Origin of the sequence: Streptomyces decoyicus, assembly GCF_019880305.1 — a bacterium.
In the GTDB taxonomy this organism is placed as follows: domain Bacteria; phylum Actinomycetota; class Actinomycetes; order Streptomycetales; family Streptomycetaceae; genus Streptomyces; species Streptomyces decoyicus.
In genome coordinates, this window is record NZ_CP082301.1 from 4,743,138 (window position 1) to 4,758,944 (window position 15,807).

Consider the following 15,807-nt stretch of genomic DNA (forward strand, 5'->3'; position numbering starts at 1 on the left):
ACCACATGACGGACCCTGTGACGCTGGACGTCGACGGCAAGATCGGTACATTCGACGAGAAGCGCGCCGAGAACGCTGTCCGCGAGCTGCTCATCGCGGTGGGCGAGGACCCGGAGCGCGAGGGCCTGCTGGAGACGCCGGGGCGGGTGGCACGGGCGTACAAGGAGATCTTCGCCGGACTGTGGCAGAAGCCGGAAGACGTGCTCACCACCACCTTCGACCTCGGCCACGACGAAATGGTGCTGGTCAAGGACATCGAGCTGGTCTCCAGCTGCGAGCACCACCTCGTGCCCTTCGTGGGTGTGGCTCACGTCGGCTACATCCCGTCCGCCGACGGCAAGATCACCGGCCTGTCCAAGCTGGCCCGGCTGGTCGATGTGTACGCCCGGCGTCCGCAGGTGCAGGAGCGGCTGACCACGCAGATCGCGGACTCGCTGATGGAGATCCTGGAGCCGCGCGGCGTGATCGTCGTCATCGAGTGCGAGCACATGTGCATGACCATGCGCGGGGTGCGCAAGCCGGGTGCCAAGACGACGACGTCGGCCGTGCGCGGCCAGCTGCGCGACGCCGCCACGCGCGCCGAGGCGATGAGCCTGATACTCGCCCGCTGAGACGCGCGGACCGCCCGACGGCCGGGCCCCTCAGCAGCTGCTGAGGGGCCCGGCCGTCGGTGGGGGCGATACGGGACGGGCAGCGGTCCGTCAGGCCTTGAGGTGGTTGCCCATCCACTCCAGGGCTGCGGGGATCTCCCGGCGCCAGGTGTTGAAGTTGTGGCCGCCGCTGTCGAGGATGATCGACGAGATCCGGCTCGGCGTCTTCGTCTGCTGGATGAACCGCAGCGTCTCGTGGTAATTCCCCTCGCCCTGCTTGCTGCTGGTGACCAGCAGGTTCACCTCGGGGGCGGGCAGGTGACGCTGACGCCACAGCAGATTGTTCTCGCGCTTCAGCTGCGGGTTGCCGCCGAAGAGGTCACCGGTGGTGGCGTCGAGGGGGGCTTTGTAGGCGCCGGAGAGGGCGACGGCGGTGGAGTACGCATCGGGGTGGCGCATGGCCATCTTCAGTGCGCAGTAACCGCCGGTGGAGTCACCCATGACACCCCAGCTCTTGGCCTCACGCCCTATTCGGTAGTGCCCGGCGATATCCGCGCGCAGGTCCTTGGTGAAGAAGGTCTCGGTCTGCGGGCCGTTCGGTATGTCCATGCACTCGGTGTCACGGGGCGGCGCGACCGTAGGGCGCATCATCACCAGGACGGTCGGCTGCATCTTGTGCTGCTTGAGCAGTTCGTGCTGGGTCTGCGGGAAATGCAGCTTTTTGTAGAGCGCCTCGGCGGTGCCGGGGTAGCCGGTGAGCACCAGAGCCGCCGGGAATTTCTTGTGCGCGTATTTCTTCTGGAAGTACTGCGGCGGCAGATAGACAAAGGCGGGGCTGGCGATCTGGGAGTGCTCGCCGCGGATCACCACCTTGTCGATCCGGCCGCCGGCCGCCGGGCGGGACCCGTTCTGGACGCTGACCCGCTGCGTGCCCAGCATCTGGAGCTTGGTGCCGTTCGGCCCGGTCTGGTAGTTGGTGACCACGCCGGGCTCCTGCTCCTGGCCCAAGAGGTCGGCCCAGGAGGCGTAGAAGCCGAAAGAGTTGTTGGCGAACAGGCCGATCACGGCGAAGAGGGAAAGCTGGGTCGCCACCAGGAGTCCGATACGGCCGAGAACGGCGCGCCAGTTCCCCTTGGACAGGCGGGGCCAGAGCCAAACGGTGAGGACGAACAGTGCCACCGCGACAATGACGGCAAGAAGCAGCACTTTCTTGCTGGTGAGACCCATGTGGTGCTTTCTTCCGGGCGGCCGGGCCATCCGTACCGCTAGTGGAACCCTTAGCCCTGAAACGCCGTCATACAGGGCGCATAAAGTCCAGATGCTGCGACAAGGCTCGCACGTTCTCTCGACCGGGGCGACGGGAAAGTGATGTCTGACAGGCTAGATGGCGAAAAGTCGGAGAAGGTTGCGTGGCGAACACCACGCTGGCTCCGCGGCCCGCGGCCCGAAGCGGTGCCGCGGGTCGTCGGCACGGCCGGCGTGGTCGTCGGCCTGCTCAACCTGGCCGCCGGGGTCTTCCCGCGGTTCCGGCACAGCCGGGTGCACGCCCTGGCCGAGGTGCTGCCGGGCGCGGTGAGCCCGTTGGCCGCCGCCGCCTCCATCGTCGTGGGCATCCTGCTGCTCCTGTTGGCCCACGGGCTCAAGCGGCGCAAGCGGCGGGCGTGGGGCGCGGCCGTGGCGCTGCTCCCCGTGGGGATCGCCGCCCAGCTGGTCTACCGCCACTCCGTGTTCGGCGCGGTGCTCTCGCTGGCGCTCCTGGCCTTCCTGGTGTGGCACCGGAAGGAGTTCGCCGCCCTGCCCGACCCGCGCAGCCGGTGGAAGGCGGTGGCCAACCTCGTCGTCCTCGGCGGTGCGAGCTTCGCCATCGGCATGATCGTCGTCAGCTCCCACCCCCACAAGATCGTCGGCTCGCCCTCCGTCTGGGACCGTGCCCGGCACGTCCTGTGGGGCATGTTCGGCTTCGAGGGCCCCGTCGGCTACACCCACGACGTGGACTACACCGTCGGCTACTCCCTCGGTGCGCTCGGTCTGCTGACGGTCGCCACCACCGCGTATCTCGCCTTCCGCCCCGAGCACCCGGCGGCCCGGCTGACCGACGACGACGAGCAGCAGCTGCGTGAGCTGCTCGCCCGGCACGGCGCCCGGGACTCGCTGGGCTACTTCGCGCTGCGCCGCGACAAGGGCGCGGTCTTCTCCCCGACCGGCAAGGCCGCGGTCTGCTACCGGGTGATCTCCGGTGTGATGCTCGCCAGCGGCGACCCGATAGGCGATGTGGAGGCCTGGCCGGGCGCCATCGAGCGCTTCATGGCGGAGGCCAAGGCGCACTCCTGGACCCCGGCGGTCACCGGGTGCAGCGAGACCGGCGGCCAGGTGTGGACCCGGGAGACCGGTATGGACGCGCTGGAGCTCGGCGACGAGGCGATCGTGGACGTGGCCGACTTCACCCTCTCCGGCCGGTCGATGCGCAACGTACGGCAGATGGTCAAGCGCATCGAGCGCAACGGCTACGAGACCCGGGTGCGGCGGGTGCGCGACCTGGCGCCGGCCGAGCTGGCGCAGCTCCAGAAGGCCGCGGACGCCTGGCGGGACACCGACACCGAGCGCGGCTTCTCCATGGCGCTGGGCCGGATCGACGCGGTGGCCGACGGCGACGCGGTGATCGCCACCGCCCATCTGGCGGTAGGCGAGGGCGAGGAGCCCGGCCCGTACGGGGACCTGAAGGCGATGCAGCACTTCGTGCCGTGGGGCGACAGCGGCATCTCCCTGGAGCTGATGCGGCGTGACCGCAGCGCCGACCCCGGCATGAACGAACTGCTGATCGTCGCCGCGCTCCAGGCCGCCCCGGACCTCGGGATCAAGCAGATGTCGCTGAACTTCGCGGTCTTCCGCTCCTCTCTGGAGCGCGGCGAGAAGCTCGGCGCGGGGCCGGTCATCCGGCTCTGGCGCGGGATGCTGATCTTCCTGTCCCGCTGGTACCAGATCGAGTCGCTGTACAAGTTCAACGACAAGTTCCGGCCCCGCTGGGAGCCCCGCTTCGTGGTCTTCCGCAACAGCCGTGACATCCCCCGTATCGGCCTGGCGGCGCTGCAGGCCGAGGGCTATCTGGAGCTGAGCCTGCCGCGCGTCCTGCGGCGCCGGAAGCCCGCCGAGCCGCGGCCGTGCGTGCACACGCCCGAGCCGGCCGGGGCGGCGGGCGCGGTCGGGCGGGCGGCCTGACCGGCGCCGGGGCCGGGCCTGTGGACGGGACCGTTCCGCGGTGTCCGGGAACGCGCCGACGCCCGGCCGGTCCCGCAGCCGACGGCCGCAATCCGGCCGGTCGGCACACGGCCTAGGCTGGTGCCATGAGTACCTTGCGTGGCCAGGTGGCCGGACTCCCGGACTGGGAACGCTGCGCGGTGATGGGCGTCGTCAATGTGACGCCCGATTCGTTCTCCGACGGCGGTGACTGGTTCGACACCGAACTCGCCGTCAAACACGGTCTCGACCTGGTGGCACAGGGCGCCGACATGGTGGACGTGGGCGGCGAGTCGACCCGGCCGGGCGCGGCGCGGGTGGACGAGGCCGAGGAGCTGCGCCGGGTCGTCCCCGTCGTACGCGAGCTCGCCGCGGCCGGTGTCGTGGTCTCCGTCGACACCATGCGCGCAACGGTCGCCGAGCAGGCCGTGGAGGCCGGGGCGCGCCTGGTCAACGACGTCAGCGGGGGCGCCGCCGACCCGTCGATGGTGCCCGTGGTGGCCGCGCACCACGTCCCGTTCGTGGTGATGCACTGGCGTGGCCAGTCCATCGACATGAACAACCGCGCCGTCTACGGGGACGTGGTCGCCGAGGTCGTCGACGAGCTCGGGCGGAGCATGGAGCGCGCGGTGGCCGGCGGGATCGATCCGGACCGGATCGTCATCGACCCCGGCCTGGGCTTCGCCAAGAACGCCGGGCACGATCTCGCGCTGGTCGCCCGGCTGGCGCAGCTGCGGGCGCTGGGCCGTCCGTTGCTGGTGGCCGCTTCGAGGAAACGGTTCCTGGGCAGGGTGCTGGCGGGCGACGAGGGAGCCGCCCCACCGCCGGCCCGGGAGCGGGACGCCGCGACGGCGGCGGTGTCGGCGATCGTGGCGCGAGAGGGGGCCTGGGCGGTGCGGGTGCACGAGGTCAGGGCGAGCGCGGACGCGGTACGGGTGGCCCGTGCCGTGGAGGACGCGGCAGCGGACGGCAGCGGCGGTACGGCCGGTGCGGCAGGTACCGGTGAGGTCGGCGGCACGACGGCGAAGACGACGGGAACGGTGTGAGCGGCTTGGGCCCACAGACGGACATCGAGCTGGTCGAGCAGGCGAACACCACCCTGTACGAGACCATCGAGCGCGGCGATCACGAGGCGCTGTCCGAGCTGTGGCTGGACGGTCAGGTGAGTGTGGTCCACCCCGGGTGGCCGGTGCTGCGGGGGCGCGGCGAGGTGCTCCGCTCGTACGCCCTGATCATGGCGAACACCGAGTACATCCAGTTCTTCCTCACGGACGTCGAGATCGACGTCATCGGTGACACGGCGCTGGTGACCTGCACCGAGAACATCCTCAGCGGGGGGCCCGCCGAGGACGACGGCTCGGTGGGGCCGCTGATCGGCCAGCTGGTCGTGGCGACCAATGTCTTCCGGCGTACGGACGACGGCTGGCGGGTGTGGTCGCATCACGGGTCGCCGGTGCTGGCCGACCGGGACGACGACGAGGACGACGACGCCGACGAAGCCGGGGGAGCCGGCGAGGGCGGCGGCGAGGACGTGCTCTGAGCCCTTTCCCGGGGCGGCGCGCCCCGGCGGGCGTGATCCGGGTGCGGGCGGGGTGTGAGCCTTGCCATGGCCGCCCGCCCTTGCGCCGGGGGCGACGGCCTGCCGTCGTCAGCGGCGGGGGTCAGCCATCTGGGCTAGGGCGCACCCGTTCGAGCCAAGTGCGGCACGGGTAGGGGTGGGGCGTGAGCAGGGGGGTAAGAGGCCGCGCGGACGATCTCCCGGTTTGCCGGATGCTGCCCGGATGGGCCGCTTTTAGCAGCCGGACGGGGTCTTGTCCATAGCCCCCGTAGGCGAGGACTGTCGTTCCTCGAAGGTAGATTCGACGGCGGGGCAGTGTTGCCGGATCGCTCCGGCGGCTGCCCGGAATCCGACGAACAGTGGCGCCAGAGGTGCCGTGGACCAGTGGGAGTGATTCGCGTGGATCGTGTCGCGCTGCGTGGGCTGAAGGCCCGAGGCCACCACGGGGTGTTTCCCCGGGAGCGCGAGGAAGGCCAGACCTTCATCGTCGACCTGGTGCTCGGCCTGGACACCCGCCCGGCAGCGGCATCCGACGATCTCGCGAAGACCGTGCACTACGGCGTTGTGGCCGAGGAGGTGGTGGCCGTCGTCCAGGGCGAGCCCGTCGACCTCATCGAGACCCTGGCGGAGCGCATCGCCGGCCAGTGCCTCAAGCACGAGGGCGTGCAGGAGGTGGAGGTGGTGGTGCACAAGCCCGATGCGCCCATCACCGTCCCCTTCGACGACGTGACCATCACCATCACTCGGAGCCGAGTATGAATACCGCCCGTCAGCCGACGACCACCACTGATGGAGCCGCCGTGCGGCGCCCCCAGCCCGGTGACCCGACCGTACAGCCGGTGCCCGCCTCCGTCGTGGAGCAGGTGGATGCCGCGGATGTGACGCTCTCCAACCCCAAACGTGCCGTGATCTCGCTCGGCAGCAATCTCGGCAACCGCCTGGAGACGCTCCAGGGCGCCGTCGACGCCCTGGAAGACACCCCTGGCCTGCGGGTCAAGGCGGTCTCCCCGGTCTACGAGACCGAGCCGTGGGGCGTGGCGCCCGGCTCCCAGCCGGCGTACTTCAACGCCGTGGTGCTGATCAAGACGACGCTGCCGCCGGCCTCCCTCCTGGAGCGCGGGCAGGCGATCGAGGAGGCGTTCGAGCGGGTCCGCGACGAGCGATGGGGCCCGCGCACGATCGATGTCGACATCGTGGCGTACCAGGACGTGATCTCCGACGACCCGCGGCTGACGCTGCCCCACCCGAGGGCCCACGAGCGGGCGTTCGTGCTGGTGCCGTGGCACGACATCGAGCCGGAGGCAGAGGTTCCGGGGCAGGGTGCGGTGGCCGCGCTGCTGTCGGCGGTGGGCCGCGACGGTGTGGTGCCGCGCTCGGACCTGGAACTGCGGCTGCCGGAGTAGTCGTTAGGGTTGCGGGTCGGTTCCCCGCGGGATGCATCCGTAGGGGACGGACAAGGCGGCCATAACGGCAAGGATGGTCGGCACGGCAGAGATGGTCATGACGGCGCGAGGGGCGATCGCTCGGTGAAGCAGCTACACATCAAGGTGCTGGTCGGGCTGTTTCTGGCCGCCGGGGTGCTGGCCTGGGGAGGCGCCCGGCTGTGGGACTCCTTCGGCACCCTCCCCAGCGTGCCGGTGGCCGCACCGATCGTGCTGGCGCTGATCGCCGCGGTCGTCGCCGCCACCGCGTTCTCGCTCCGGGCGCGGCTGCGGGCGCAGCGCGAGCGCCGGCCGGGCGCCAAGGGCGTCGATCCGCTGGTGGCCGCCCGCGCGGTGGTCTTCGGGCAGGCGAGCGCGCTGGTGGCCTCGCTGGTGTCGGGGCTGTACGGCGGTGTCGGCGTCTTTCTGCTGACCACCGGCCTCGATGCCGTACCGCGCCGGGACCAGGCGATCTACGCCGGTCTGTCGGTGCTCGCCGGGGCGGCGGTGGTCGCCGCGGCGATCTTCCTGGAGCGGGTGTGCAAACTGCCGGAGGACGACGGCAACGGCAACGGCGACGGCGGGGTCGACGCGAGGGCGTGAGGCCTGGGCCGGGGCCGGAGCGGGCCGGGCGGGCTGTGGCGCCGTAGTGGGGCGCGCAGGGCAGGTCGTGGCGCCGTAGTGGGGCGCGCCGTGCCCGCGGTGGCCCGTTCAGGCATCGGCGCCCGTTCAGGCGTCGGCGCGACGCCCGTTCAGGCGTCGGCGCGACGCCCGTTCAGGCGTCGGCGCGTGGGGCCGTGACATCGGCGCCCGAGGCCGTGGCGTCGGCGCCTGGGGCCGTACGGCCGGGGCCCGGGTCCCTGTCTCCGAGGCCAGGGACCGTACCGCCGGGGCCGGGGCCGGGGACCGTATCGAGTGAGACCTCGCCGCGCGGGACGTTCGCGGCGTCCGCCGTGGTGGAGCGGCGCAGCGCGCTGTGCAGCCGGGCGGGGGTGAGGACGCCCAGGTAGCGCTCTCCGTCCTGGACCGCGACCCAGCCTGCGTCGTGCTGGAGCATCGTGCTGAGTGCCTGCCTGAGCGGGGCGCCGAGCGGCAGCCGGGCGTCCATCCGGCGGGCGTGCGTGCGGACGGTGGAGCCTTCGGGGGCGCGCTTCGTGCCGACCGGGCCGGGGGCTTTCCCCGAGATCTCCGCGGCGCCCGTGAGCGCCGCGGACGGGACCCAGCCGTGCAGCGATCCGTCGGCATCGAGGACGACCGCCCAGGAGGCGCCGTCGGCGGCGAGCCTGTCCGCGGCACGGGCCGCGGGGTCGTCGAGGCGGACGACCGGGGGCTGTTCGAGGTCGCCGGGCTCGACGGGGGTGACGGAGAGCCGCTTCAGGCCCCGGTCCGCACCGACGAATGCGGCGGTGTACGGGGTCGCGGGGGCGCCCAGCACGGTCGCGGGGGTGTCGAACTGCTCGATGCGCCCCGCCCCGTAGACGGCGATGCGGTCGCCGAGCCGGACCGCCTCCTCGATGTCGTGGGTGACGAAGAGGACCGTCTTGCGGAGCGTGGACTGAAGCCGCAGGAACTCGTTCTGGAGGTGCTCGCGCACCACCGGGTCGACCGCGCCGAACGGCTCGTCCATCAGCAGCACGGGCGGGTCGGCGGCGAGCGCGCGGGCCACCCCGACGCGCTGGCGCTGCCCGCCGGAGAGCTGGTCGGGGTAGCGGTCGCCGTACGTCGACGGGTCCAGGCCGACCAGGTCGAGGAGTTCGGCGGCGCGCGCCCTGGCCTTCGTCCGCGGCCGGCCGAGCAGGTGCGGGACGGTGGCGGTGTTGTCCAGGACGGTCTTGTGGGGGAACAGCCCCACCTGCTGGATGACGTAACCGATTCGGCGCCGCAGCTGGACGGGGTCGAGGGCGGATATGTCCTCGCCGTCGAGGAGGATACGGCCGCTGGTGGGCTCGATGAGCCGGTTGACCATCTTCATCGTCGTGGTCTTGCCGCAGCCCGACGGCCCGACGAGCGTGACGAGTTCACCCTCGGCGACCTCGAAGGTGAGGTCGTCCACGGCGGTGGTGCCGTCGGGGTAGCTCTTGGTGACGTGCTCGAAGCGGATCATTCTTCCCCCAGGTGTGGACGGGCCCATTGTGGACGGGCGGTCGTGAACGCCGTGTTGCACGTGGATGGCGATGTGGCCCGTGAGCTGCCGGACCGGTCCGATTGTCAGTGGCGGGGTTTAGGGTCGCAGACGGTCACCGGAAGGGTGAGCGAACGGGGCGGGGGAGGTGACGGGCCATGAGCGGCGGCGCCGGCGGGCCGAGCTGTCTGGAGACGAACGACTGGATCTGCGGTGAGTATCTGCGCACCCGCAGCCAGGAGTTGGTGGACGCGACGGTCCAGCACATCGGCATCACGGCCGTGTCCGTGGCGATCGGCCTGCTGATCGCCTTTCCGCTGGCGCTGGTGGCCCGGCGGTGGCGGGGCGCGGCCGGCCCGGTCCTCGGGCTGACGACGGTGCTCTACACGGTCCCCTCGCTGGCGATGTTCGCCCTGCTGACGCCGGTCTTCGGGGTCTCGGCGTCAGTGGTCGTGACGGGCCTGGTGCTGTATTCGCTGACGATCCTGGTGCGCAACATCCTCGCCGGTCTGGCGGCGGTGCCCGCCGAGGTGCGGGAGGCCGCCCGGGGGATGGGGTACGGCCCGGCGCGCCTGCTGTACGAGGTGGAACTCCCGCTCGCGCTGCCCGCGTTGGTGGCCGGGGTGCGTATCGCCACGGTCTCGACGGTGGCAATGACGACCATCGGCTCCGTCGTCGGCTACGGCGGCCTGGGGAACCTCATAGCCAGCGGCATGGAGGGCTTCTTCAAAGCGGAGGTGCTGACGGCCTCGGTGCTGTGCGTGCTGCTGGCGCTGCTCGCCGATCTGCTGCTCATGGGCCTCCAGTGGCTGCTGACGCCGTGGACGAGGGCGCAGAAGCGGGCGAAGGGCCGGGCGCGGCGCGTGGCCCGTGTGGCGAAGGCGGTGGCCTGAGATGGGGGCAATCGCCGGTTCCTGGCAGTGGCTGACGACGGCCGCCAACTGGGCCGGGGAGAAGGGGGTGTGGCACCGCCTGGCCGAGCATCTCTGGCTCAGCGCGCTGTGCCTGGCCCTCTCCACTCTGATAGCCCTGCCGGTGGCGCTCTGGCTGGGGCACCTCGGCAAGGGCGGGGCGCTGGCGGTCAACCTCTCCAACATGGGGCGTGCGGTACCGACGTTCGCGGTGCTGGTGCTGCTGACGCTCAGCCCGCTGGGGCGGCACGGCGACTGGCCGACGGTCATCGCACTGGTGCTGTTCGCGGTGCCGCCGCTGCTGACCAACGCCTATCTGGGGATGCGGGAGGCGGACCGTGATGTGGTCGAGGCCGCGCGCGGGATGGGCATGTCGGGGCCGCAACTCCTGCTGCGGGTCGAGATACCGCTCGCCTACCCGCTGATCATGACGGGACTGCGCTCGGCCACGGTGCAGGTGGTGGCGACGGCGACGCTGGCCGCACTGGCCGGCGGCGGGGGCCTGGGCCGGATCATCACCGCGGGCTTCGGCAACTACGACACGGCCCAAGTGGTGGCGGGCGCGCTGCTGGTCGCCGTGCTCGCCCTGACCGTGGAGGGTGTCCTGGTCCTGGCGGAGCGGCTCCTCGACCCGATGCGGGGGCGGCGGCGAGCGGCGCGGACGGGCCGACCTCACTCGACTCGGCCCGCGTCTTCCTGACCGGTCGCTGACTGACCGGTCGCTGACTGACCGGTCGTCCTGACTGACCGGTTGCCCTGACCGATCGCCCTCGCCGGTCAGCCCGACCGAACTGACCCGGCCCGGCCCGGGTGACCGACTCGACCTCGCCCGGCGTGGCCCGGGTGACCGACTCGACCTGAACTGACCTGATCCGAACGGACTGAATGGTGGCATCCATGAGCAGCAAGTCGCGTGTGGCGCGCACCGCGGTGGTCGCGGGCACCGTCATCACCCTGGCGGCCGGGCTGGCCGCGTGCGGTGGCAAGAGCCTGGAGGAGAAGGGCGGCGGCAACGGCAAGGGCGGCGGCAAGGACGAGATCGTGATCGGCTCGGCCGGTTTCACCGAGTCGAAGGTGCTCGCCGAGATCTATTCCAGGGTCCTGACCGATGCCGGTTACCGCACGCGGGTACAGACCCTGGCCAATCGCGAGCTGTATGAACCGGCCCTGGAGAAGGGCCAGATCGATGTCGTTCCGGAATACGCCTCCACCCTCGCGGAATTCCTCAACGCGAAGAAGAACGGCAGCAAGGCGAAGCCCGTCGCCTCCAGTGACATCGACAAGACGGTGACGGCCCTGAAGAAGCTCGCCGCGCCGCGCGGACTCGAGGTGCTGGCGGCGGGGGCCGCGACGGACCAGAACGCCTTCGCGGTCAGCAAGGAATTCGCCGCCGAGCACAGCCTGAAGACCCTCTCCGACCTCGGCGCATCGAACCAGAAGATCAAACTCGCTTCGGGCGAGGAGTGCGAGACCCGGGTGTTCTGCAAGCCGGGTCTGGAGAAGACGTACGGCATCGACATCACGGCTCTGGACCCCAAGGGCGTCGGGACCCCGCAGGCCAAGCAGGCGGTCAAGGACGGCACCGACCAATTGGTGCTCACCACCACCACGGACGCCACGCTCGACCACTTCGGGCTGGTGCTCCTCAAGGACGACAAGAAGCTTCAGAACGCCGACAATGTGCTGCCGGTGGTGAATGCCAAGAGTGCTGGTGACAAGGAGATCGAGACCGCCCTCGGGAAGCTCACACGGACGCTGACGACCGAGGACCTCATCAACTTGAACCGCAAGGTCGATGCCGAGCGACTCAAGCCCGCGGATGTCGCGCAGGCGTATGTGGAGTCCAAGGGCCTGGTCAAGAAGTAACCAGCGGGAAACGGATTGGTGTGCGGGGCCCCATAAGTCCCGCACGCACGGTAAGTTTCTGGCCATGCCACGAGGACGCCACCGCCATTCACCACCCCTCCACCGGCTGCTTCCTCCCGTGACGGTCGCCGGTGCGTCAATAGCCTGCGCCGCGGGCGCGTGGTTTGCCGGCGACGATCTGGTGCAACGGCTGCTCGCCGCGGGCGCGGCGGCCGCCGCCCTCACCGGCGCCGTCCTTCTGCGGACCTGGGACCGTGCGGCCGGCCGGCGGGTCGCCGAACTCGACCGGGCCCGGGTGCGCGACGAGTGGCGCACCGAGGAGCGGATAGCCGAGCTCGAAACGGATGTGGAGGAATCCCGCGAGCTCCGCGCCGCCCTGGACGCCAAACTCCGCTCCAAGCGCGCCGAATTGGCCCGGCTGCGCAGCGAACACGCCGCGCTGCTGCGCCGTTACGCCACCGCCGAGACCGAGCGGGCCAGCGCCCTGGAGGGCCGCCGGCTGCTCGCCATCGAGGCCGCCGCGCCGCCCAAGGCGCTGCCGGTCGGCGCCGGGCTGACCCGGGCTCTCCACCTCTCCCCCAAACTCTCGGCTCCCCACCCGAGCTCTCGGCTCCATCCCCACGGGCAGGCGGTCCCCCCGAACGCAGGGGAGACCCCCACTCCGGCCGCCGCGACCTACGCCCAGGCCGACCGGGCCCTGCGCCAGCTGGCCCGCAACGCCGCCCGGCAGCGCACCGCCCAGAAGGCCGCACGCACGCCGCGGGACGACTCCCGCCCCGAAGGGACGGCCCGGTCCGGACCGCCCGCCCGCCGCGAGGCCCGTGGCGGCCAGGACGGTGAGAACGGCCGGGGGAACCCGTCGGCGGCCGCCGCACAGCGCACGGGCGACGCACATGCCCGTACGGCCGCCGCCGCCGGACCCGCGCTCCGCCCGGTCCCGGCAACCGCCGCCGCCTTCGCCCCGCCCCGCCCCGCCGCGTCCCGCGCCCAGGGCGGCTTCGACTTCTTCGGCAATGCGACCGCCTCCGGCCCCCCGGAGCTGACCGCGCCGTTGGAGGACGATCTGGCGGACGTCGTCGGCGACGAGGCCCTCGCCGAACAGTCGGCCCGCACGGCCCGTACGGCCCTCGGGGACGCCCGTCCGCAGCTGCCCACGGAGCGCGCCGCGGCCGACGGTGGGCGGACCGGCGGCGAGTTGGCCGACAGCGAGCCGACCGAGGGCGCGCGGGCGGGTGACGACCGGCCGGGCGGTGAGCAGACCGAGGGCGAAACGACCGCCGGCACCGGCGAGGTCATCGACCTGACCGAGCACGACGAGACCGAACAGTTCGACCTCGGCGCCCTGCGCAGCGCCATCTCCTGACCCTGGTCCGACAGCCGCCTGGCCCCCGAGCGTTCCTCAGCTCCGGGGCCAGGCGGCTTTCCGGCGGAACGTTTTCCGGCAGGACGTTTTCCGGCGGAACGCTTTCGGGCTGAACGCCTTCGGGCTGGGCGGGGTGAGTGCGCAGGAGTCCCTCCATCCGGCGGAGACCAGGAGCCCCTTTTCGTCCACAGGGTGTGGATGACCTGCGGGGGAGAAAGCCGGAGAGGAATCGGAGGGGAAGCGGAGAGCGACGCCGCCGTGTCCTGGACCCGGCGGCGCTCCGGGGCGAACGGGATGCCGCCCGCCCCTCCTCTTGTCAATGCCGACTTGTCCTACTTGTCGATGTCTCCGACGACGAAGAAGAACGAGCCGAGAATGGCGACCATGTCGGCGACCAGCGTGCCCGGCAGCAGCTCCACCAGCGCCTGGATGTTGTTGAACGACGCCGAGCGCAGCTTGAGGCGGTAAGGGGTCTTGTCGCCCTTGGAGACGAGGTAGTAGCCGTTGATGCCGAGGGGGTTCTCGGTCCAGGCGTACGTCGCGCCCTCGGGCGCCTTCAGCACCTTGGGCAGCCGCTGGTTGACCGGCCCCGGCGGCAGCTCCTCGATCCGGTCCAGGCAGGCATCGGCGAGCTCGAGCGCATTGTGGCTCTGCTCCAGCAGGCACTCGAAGCGGGCCAGGCAGTCGCCCTCCTCGCGGGTGACGACCTTGAGCGTCGACTGGAGCTCCCCGTACGCCAGATACGGCTCGTCGCGCCGCAGATCGAAGTCGACACCGGAGGCCCGGGCGATCGGCCCGGAGACCCCGAAGGCATGCACCGTCTCCGGCGCGAGCACCCCGACCCCACGCGTACGGCCGCGGAAGATCTCGTTGCCCAGCACCAGGTTGTCGAAGACATCCATCCGGGAGCGCACATCGGCGACGGCGTGCCGGGCCCGGCCGAGCCAGCCCGCCGGCAGATCCTCCTTGAGGCCGCCGACACGGTTGAACATGTAGTGCATCCGGCCGCCGGAGATCTCCTCCATGACGGACTGGAGCTCCTCCCGCTCCCGGAAGGCGTGGAAGACGGGGGTAATACCGCCGAGCTCCAGCGGATACGAGCCGAGGAACATCAGATGGTTCAGCACCCGGTTCAGCTCGGCGAGCAGCGTCCGCAGCCACACGGCACGCTCGGGCACCTCCATGCCCAGCATCCGCTCGACGGCCAGCACCACGCCCAGCTCGTTGGAGAACGCCGACAGCCAGTCGTGCCGGTTGGCGAGCATGATGATCTGGCGGTAGTCGCGCGCCTCGAAGAGCTTCTCGGCACCGCGGTGCATATAGCCGATCACCGGCTCGGCGTGCTGGATGCGCTCGCCGTCCAGGACGAGGCGCAGCCGCAGCACGCCGTGCGTGGAGGGATGCTGCGGGCCGATGTTCAGCACCATGTCGGTGCTCTCCGCCGCGCCGCCGATGCCGACCGTCGTCTCCGTCATGGGAACAGTCTTGCAGCACGCCGTCCCGGGAGCCGCCCTGGCCCTCAGGCGCCCCCTGCCGTGAGCAGCCCCGCACATGCCCCGCCCACCGGCTCCAGGAGCCAGCCGAACCCGCCCAGGCCCGCCGGATCGGTCAGCTCCGCCGCCGACCCGGCCGAGCCGAGCGCCCGCACGTACCCCGACGGGTCGGTGGCGGCCAGGGCGAGCGGCGGACGCCGGCCGTCCACCCCCAGGGCATGCAGCGCCTCGCGCTGGGTCAGCCGCTCCGCCGACGGCCCGGCACAGGCGTCCAGCGCCACATGCGCCGTGATGTCACAGCTCCCGTCCGGGACAGGAGACACCTCGCGGCCGTCGCGGAAGCCGGTGAGCGTGCCGAAGGGCGGTCGGTCACCCCGTTCGTGCGCATAGTCGGCGGCGACGGCGAGCCCGGCGCGCAACGTACGGACGGCCTGCGCCCAGGCCTCGTCCCGGGGGCGGCCGATCTCGGCGCGCAGCCCGGGAGAGCCGCGCAGCTCCGGGGACAGGGCATCGGAGGCGGTGGTGCCACCGGTGGCGTCAGGGCCCGGCGGCGGAGCCCACCACCGGCGGAGCCACTCCGCGTCCGCGCCGTCCACCGGCCCGCCCAGCCGCTCCGTGCCGTCGGCGCGTACGAGCACCCGGCGCGGCACCCCGTCCGCATCCGTCTCGACGACATCCACCGGCACATTGTCGAGCCATTCATTCGCGAACAGCAGGCCGGTCACCGAGCCCGGCGCGGGCAGCTCGCCCCGCCAGTCGATCCGCGGATCGAGGCCCCCGGGGCGCGCGGCGCGCTCGACCGCACACGGACGCAGCCGCGCGGCCACCTCACCGGGCAGCACGGCCAGCACACCGGTCAGCAGCTCGCCGCGCCCCGCACCCACATCGACCAGCGCCAGCTCGTCCGGATGACCGAGAGCGGCGTCGACACGGCGCAGAAGAGTGGCGACGGCGCCGGCGTAAAGACCGGAGACATGCACGGAGGTGCGGAAGTGACCGGCCGGGCCGGGGCCGCCGGGGCGGGTGTAGAAGCCGTCGTCCGGACCGTACAGCGCCCGCTCCGTGGCCTCACGCCACCCGCACCACTCGTTCGTCACCTGCCCCACGGTACGGGCGGGCGCCGGCCCGGCGGACGGGGTGGTGCGCCGGTCGTCCCGAGGACCGACACATTTGGCGCATGGAGTCTCCACCTTGGGGAGTAGACCCGGCGCACAGGATCGCTCCTCCGGTCGACTCGTACACGTATCCG

General features: G+C 71.6%; 15 protein-coding genes. 11 read left to right on the forward strand and 4 right to left on the reverse strand.

Going from position 1 to position 15,807, the window contains the following annotated elements; all coding sequences use genetic code 11:
* Positions 1-5: 5 nt before the first annotated feature.
* Positions 6-611 carry a GTP cyclohydrolase I FolE gene (gene folE / locus K7C20_RS20900; RefSeq protein ID WP_030077138.1) on the forward strand — a complete coding sequence of 202 codons (606 nt, stop codon included), beginning with the start codon at positions 6-8 and terminating at the stop codon, positions 609-611.
* Between the two features lie 90 nt (positions 612-701).
* Here folE and K7C20_RS20905 read toward each other — a convergent pair whose 3' ends face one another.
* The gene (locus tag K7C20_RS20905) at positions 702-1,817 is read right to left on the reverse strand and encodes an alpha/beta hydrolase (protein ID WP_030077140.1); all 1,116 of its coding nucleotides are present in this window, start codon (positions 1,815-1,817) and stop codon (positions 702-704) included.
* A gap of 141 nt (positions 1,818-1,958) precedes the next feature.
* Between K7C20_RS20905 and K7C20_RS20910 the strand changes: the two genes are divergently transcribed.
* The 6 genes from K7C20_RS20910 (at position 1,959) to K7C20_RS20935 (ending at position 7,406) form a co-directional block, all read left to right on the forward strand.
* Complete coding sequence (locus K7C20_RS20910; RefSeq protein ID WP_053209519.1) at positions 1,959-3,806, forward strand: phosphatidylglycerol lysyltransferase domain-containing protein; 1,848 nt, start codon at positions 1,959-1,961, stop codon at positions 3,804-3,806.
* A 125-nt stretch (positions 3,807-3,931) separates the two neighbouring features.
* Positions 3,932-4,870, forward strand: coding sequence for a dihydropteroate synthase (gene folP, locus K7C20_RS20915; RefSeq protein WP_245171371.1), 939 nt, complete (start codon positions 3,932-3,934; stop codon positions 4,868-4,870).
* Positions 4,871-4,875: 5 nt separating this feature from the next.
* On the forward strand, positions 4,876-5,364 hold the full coding sequence (locus tag K7C20_RS20920; protein ID WP_048828881.1) for a nuclear transport factor 2 family protein: 489 nt from the start codon (positions 4,876-4,878) through the stop codon (positions 5,362-5,364).
* A 417-nt stretch (positions 5,365-5,781) separates the two neighbouring features.
* Entirely contained in the window at positions 5,782-6,141 is a 360-nt protein-coding gene (gene folB / locus K7C20_RS20925) for a dihydroneopterin aldolase (RefSeq protein WP_030077148.1), read from the forward strand.
* Positions 6,138-6,785: a 2-amino-4-hydroxy-6-hydroxymethyldihydropteridine diphosphokinase gene (folK, locus tag K7C20_RS20930; protein ID WP_048828882.1), complete on the forward strand. Its 648-nt coding sequence runs from the start codon at positions 6,138-6,140 to the stop codon at positions 6,783-6,785. The genes folB and folK overlap by 4 nt, the downstream gene beginning before the upstream one ends.
* Positions 6,786-6,908: 123 nt before the next feature.
* Complete coding sequence (locus tag K7C20_RS20935; protein ID WP_030077153.1) at positions 6,909-7,406, forward strand: DUF3180 domain-containing protein; 498 nt, start codon at positions 6,909-6,911, stop codon at positions 7,404-7,406.
* 172 nt (positions 7,407-7,578) lie between these two features.
* Here K7C20_RS20935 and K7C20_RS20940 read toward each other — a convergent pair whose 3' ends face one another.
* Entirely contained in the window at positions 7,579-8,907 is a 1,329-nt protein-coding gene (locus K7C20_RS20940; RefSeq protein WP_245171375.1) for an ABC transporter ATP-binding protein, read from the reverse strand.
* Positions 8,908-9,083: 176 nt separating this feature from the next.
* Here K7C20_RS20940 and K7C20_RS20945 point away from each other — a divergent pair, with 176 nt between their 5' ends.
* From K7C20_RS20945 to K7C20_RS20960, 4 genes are all read left to right on the forward strand, one after another.
* Positions 9,084-9,818 carry an ABC transporter permease gene (locus K7C20_RS20945; protein WP_030077157.1) on the forward strand — a complete coding sequence of 245 codons (735 nt, stop codon included), beginning with the start codon at positions 9,084-9,086 and terminating at the stop codon, positions 9,816-9,818.
* A gap of 1 nt (position 9,819) precedes the next feature.
* The gene (locus K7C20_RS20950) at positions 9,820-10,536 is read left to right on the forward strand and encodes an ABC transporter permease (protein WP_030077159.1); all 717 of its coding nucleotides are present in this window, start codon (positions 9,820-9,822) and stop codon (positions 10,534-10,536) included.
* 197 nt (positions 10,537-10,733) lie between these two features.
* Positions 10,734-11,702: an ABC transporter substrate-binding protein gene (locus K7C20_RS20955; protein WP_030077161.1), complete on the forward strand. Its 969-nt coding sequence runs from the start codon at positions 10,734-10,736 to the stop codon at positions 11,700-11,702.
* A gap of 64 nt (positions 11,703-11,766) precedes the next feature.
* Positions 11,767-13,065, forward strand: a complete 1,299-nt coding sequence (locus K7C20_RS20960) for a hypothetical protein (protein WP_030077163.1) — start codon at positions 11,767-11,769, stop codon at positions 13,063-13,065.
* Positions 13,066-13,397: 332 nt separating this feature from the next.
* Here the strand turns inward: K7C20_RS20960 and K7C20_RS20965 are convergent, their stop codons facing one another.
* Positions 13,398-14,540 (reverse strand): NADH-quinone oxidoreductase subunit D, encoded by a 1,143-nt coding sequence (locus K7C20_RS20965; RefSeq protein WP_053209520.1) that lies wholly within the window; start codon positions 14,538-14,540, stop codon positions 13,398-13,400.
* Between the two features lie 44 nt (positions 14,541-14,584).
* On the reverse strand, positions 14,585-15,655 hold the full coding sequence (locus K7C20_RS20970) for an SAM-dependent methyltransferase (protein ID WP_048828885.1): 1,071 nt from the start codon (positions 15,653-15,655) through the stop codon (positions 14,585-14,587).
* Positions 15,656-15,807 lie beyond the last annotated feature (152 nt).

Coding starts and splice junctions, on each gene's coding strand:
- folE (WP_030077138.1), top strand. CDS start 6: ATGACGGACCCTGTGACGCTGGACGTCGACGGCAAGATCGGTACATTC.
- K7C20_RS20905 (WP_030077140.1), bottom strand. CDS start 1,817: ATGGGTCTCACCAGCAAGAAAGTGCTGCTTCTTGCCGTCATTGTCGCG.
- K7C20_RS20910 (WP_053209519.1), top strand. CDS start 1,959: ATGTCTGACAGGCTAGATGGCGAAAAGTCGGAGAAGGTTGCGTGGCGA.
- folP (WP_245171371.1), top strand. CDS start 3,932: ATGAGTACCTTGCGTGGCCAGGTGGCCGGACTCCCGGACTGGGAACGC.
- folK (WP_048828882.1), top strand. CDS start 6,138: ATGAATACCGCCCGTCAGCCGACGACCACCACTGATGGAGCCGCCGTG.
- K7C20_RS20940 (WP_245171375.1), bottom strand. CDS start 8,907: ATGATCCGCTTCGAGCACGTCACCAAGAGCTACCCCGACGGCACCACC.
- K7C20_RS20945 (WP_030077157.1), top strand. CDS start 9,084: ATGAGCGGCGGCGCCGGCGGGCCGAGCTGTCTGGAGACGAACGACTGG.
- K7C20_RS20950 (WP_030077159.1), top strand. CDS start 9,820: ATGGGGGCAATCGCCGGTTCCTGGCAGTGGCTGACGACGGCCGCCAAC.
- K7C20_RS20955 (WP_030077161.1), top strand. CDS start 10,734: ATGAGCAGCAAGTCGCGTGTGGCGCGCACCGCGGTGGTCGCGGGCACC.
- K7C20_RS20960 (WP_030077163.1), top strand. CDS start 11,767: ATGCCACGAGGACGCCACCGCCATTCACCACCCCTCCACCGGCTGCTT.
- K7C20_RS20965 (WP_053209520.1), bottom strand. CDS start 14,540: ATGACGGAGACGACGGTCGGCATCGGCGGCGCGGCGGAGAGCACCGAC.